This is a genomic window from Parendozoicomonas sp. 209JJ7-1 (genome assembly GCF_058147085.1).
This window is the reverse complement of the sequence record NZ_JBYVJU010000038.1, coordinates 1-3,692: the sequence shown is the minus strand read 5'-3', so window position 1 is coordinate 3,692 and position 3,692 is coordinate 1. Positions and strand designations below refer to the sequence as shown.

The window sequence follows — 3,692 nt, the reverse complement described above, 5'->3', positions numbered from 1 at the left end:
GGTAAGCACCTAACAAGCGCATCCAAGTGACGCCTTCGGCGCACCTGATGCGGGCGTTATAACACTAATACCAATCATCACCATCCTACTAACTTAAGAGAGAAACATGGAACAAGTTATTGATGAGGAGCTATTCACTCAACTAGAGGAACACTTAAAATGCAATGAGCAAAGCTGGTTAATGGGAGCCGGTATCAGCTATGATGCTAAATTGCCTTTAATGTATCCACTTACAAACAAAGTAAAAAAAGACTTAGAAAATAGTCACAAAGAAATCTTTGATAAAATTTTAGCCCCATTGTTTAATGAACTACCTGAAGACTGCCATATTGAACATGTCCTGAGTCACTTAGGTGACTATGCAGCTTTAGCAGAAAGAACTAAAAACAAAAAAACCATTATAAATGCAACTGAAGTAAGCTTATCTGAGCTCGAAGAAATTCATGGTGCAATATTAGAATCAATATCAAATGTAATCCGATGTGGATATGTAGAAGACAGCGAAGGGAATACATCAGAAGAAGGGACTAGAACTAATCCTATAGTTTCAGTGGATGCCCACCTCGACTTTATTGATACACTTTTTAACCATGCATCCGCTGGAATTTATCAACGACGAAAGCCCATTAATATTTTCACTACAAATTACGATACACTTCTGGAAGATGCTCTCGCATTGAATAAAATCCCATACTGGGATGGATTCGCGGGCGGAGCCATTGCTTACCGAACACAACAATACGGTGAGCCGCTACCAATAAATGGGCAACGTGCAAATCTCATAAAAATGCACGGTTCAATCGACTGGTATCTTTGTAAAAAAGGATATGTATGGCGAGTACGTGATAATGATCGTTATCCCAAAACAGATCGACAAGTTCTTATCTACCCTCAAGCAACAAAGTACATCGCCACACAACAAGACCCATTCTCTACGCAGTTTGATTTGTTTAGGAAAGCCCTGAATTCTACTAATAGCAACGTTCTTTGTGTTTGTGGATATAGCTTTGGTGATGAACACATCAACAATGAAATTGAGTTTGCACTATCAAAAGAAGATAACAAAACAGTACTCGTGGCATTTCTAGAGTGCAAAGACGAAATACCCGTTTGTCTCGAAAAATGGCGGAAGTCAAGTTATGGGCAAAGAGTGATGATTGCTTCCATACACGGTCTTTATATAGCTGGGGATGGGCCATTCAAAAGAAAAGACGACAACGATTTTTGGTGGACATTTAAAGGTGCCACATCAGTGTTGAAAAATGGATGTGAGGTCTAACATGTTTACACCAGTTAATGAATTAAGAATTGGTCAAGTTGTTGAAGTATCTGGAACAGCAATTAAAGTTGAAATATCAGACAAAATTTCAGAGTTAACGAGCACATATAATGGTCGTGTTTATCCTATTGGTCAGATAGGAAGCATGATCAAGATTCACTATGGTCGAAAGATAATCTTTGGCTTAGTGACTATGCTTCGGATGCGTTCTGAAGAGTTGATTGATGAAGGTAAGCCTGTCAATCCAGACTCTGATCAGCGGCTAATGGAAGTTCAACTTCTTGCAGAAGGAAACTGGGTCGCTTCAACCCAAAAGCTTTCATTCAGGCGGGGTATAAAAACCTATCCATTGCCTCAACAAGGTGTATTTCTATTAACAAACGATGAAATATCAAGTGTGTATCGCTCTGCTGAAGGTGAACAAAACGAAGGTGTCGATCCGTTAGTTCCTTTTGCAGTATATAGTGCTGCAGAGTCAACCGCTTGCAGAGCAAACATTAATAAAATGTTTGGTATGCACTGTGCTGTTCTTGGATCAACAGGTTCAGGAAAATCAGGTACAGTTGCTGCAATAATTCATAGTGTGCTATCCCACAAAGTGGATGAAACGAACCTATCACCGCAGATTGTGGTAATTGATCCACATGGTGAATATGGTACGGCCTTTAAAGATCGGGCTGTCCAATACCGAGCATATGACATTGTTGAAGGTAATGATGACCAGGAAGAAATAAAACTCCCATATTGGCTGATGTCTAGTGACGAATTTACCAATTTAATAATTGGTAAAACTGAAAGGAGCGCGACAAGTCAAAATAATGTTGTTCAGAAAGCTCTTGCTCACGCAAGGATGGTGACTGCAGGTATCGTAAAGCCTTGTCCGAGAGAGTTTGGCACGGGTGCCCTCGATCATTTAGAAAACTTTGATGACCCTGATTTGTGTGATGGAAAAGACACATCTGACATTTTAGAATTTGATCGAGATAAGCCCAGACCATTTTGCCTAGAAGAATTTGAAAGCCATGTTAAGTACATACAGGGTGGCAGGAAAACAAATGCAGGGCATGTAAGCCTTACAAATACTGATTTGGCAAAATCCCCTGTTCCGTCCGTACTAGACAAACTCAAGGTTCTTCGCAGAGATACTCGACTCGCATTTATGATGAAGTGCTGGGAAGGTAGCGTGGCCGACATCAAACTACATGAAGTCTTGAATCAGTTAATAGGTGCGCCTGGACAACAAGGAAAAGACATCAGGATTATTGATATCTCAGGCTTACCTAATGAAGTTGCAGGTCCTCTCACAGCACTAATCGCTAGATTGCTGTTTCAATACAAAGTATTTCAGACACAAGAAGAAAAAGAGAAAGACCCTATTTTATTAGTTTGCGAAGAAGCCCACCGTTATGTCCCTGATCATGGTGAAGCTCAATATGCTGCTGCCCAAGGTGCAATACGGCGCATTGCTAGAGAGGGGAGAAAGTATGGCATCGGTTTAATGTTGGTCAGTCAGAGGCCAGCAGATGTAGATAGTACTGTAATCTCACAATGTGGTACTTGGGTTGTGCTGAGACTCACAAACTCAGCTGATCAGCAACATGTTGCACGTTTCCTACCCGATGGATTGTCTGGAATGGTTGGTGCACTGCCCATATTGGCACAACAAGAAGCTATTTTCGTAGGAGAAGGCGCTGCCCTACCGTCTAGAGTGCGAGTTAGAGATTTAAACCCTGAGCAACTACCTAAATCAAGTACAATTCCTTTTGCCACAGGTTGGTCTGTTGAAAGGCTAAGTCTGGAAGAAATAGAGCATATTTCTTCCAGAATGTGCAACTAGGAAGGCGTGTTATAACAAGTGCATCCAGGTGACGCCTTCGGCGCACCTGATGCAGGCGTTATGTTCTGGATCGAGTTATGTCAGCAGAAACTAAAACTTATAATTTATATGAAGCCTACAATAGCGATAAGACAAGATTAATTATCGTAATGGCTGTCCGCCCTGATTTCGCAAATTATGATGGAGCACAAGAGGAAGCCGCTTGGTCTAGTTTGGAAAAACATCGTGAAGTCCTTATTTCTAGTTTTTGCCAAGAAAATGGATATGAAAACTATGACTTCATAGCTGAGTGGATGGATTACCCGATTGGTGAAGCTTTCTATGAAAATTCCACAAACTTTGAAGTTGATGTTTGGATTTCTATGCATGACCAAGGCAAACCTTTCTTTGCTTTTGGAGCGTGCGAATCTGAGAAAGAATTCTGGACTGAGTTAGAGAATGATTATAATGACGGCGATTGCTATATATTTCCAAATTTAATTAAACCCGCTGAAAAGCATAGAGTAATTTATATCCAACAAAGAACATAACAAGAAAATCCAGGTGACGCCTGCGGCGCACCTGATTTTGGCGTTA

General features: G+C 40.8%; 3 protein-coding genes. All 3 read left to right on the top strand.

Annotated elements, in window-relative coordinates; translation table 11 throughout:
* Positions 1-106: 106 nt before the first annotated feature.
* The gene (locus ACY2RQ_RS18950; RefSeq protein WP_490114575.1) at positions 107-1,279 is read left to right on the top strand and encodes an SIR2 family NAD-dependent protein deacylase; all 1,173 of its coding nucleotides are present in this window, start codon (positions 107-109) and stop codon (positions 1,277-1,279) included.
* A gap of 1 nt (position 1,280) precedes the next feature.
* Positions 1,281-3,116: an ATP-binding protein gene (locus tag ACY2RQ_RS18945; RefSeq protein ID WP_490114574.1), complete on the top strand. Its 1,836-nt coding sequence runs from the start codon at positions 1,281-1,283 to the stop codon at positions 3,114-3,116.
* Positions 3,117-3,193: 77 nt separating this feature from the next.
* Positions 3,194-3,646: a hypothetical protein gene (locus tag ACY2RQ_RS18940; RefSeq protein ID WP_490114573.1), complete on the top strand. Its 453-nt coding sequence runs from the start codon at positions 3,194-3,196 to the stop codon at positions 3,644-3,646.
* Positions 3,647-3,692 lie beyond the last annotated feature (46 nt).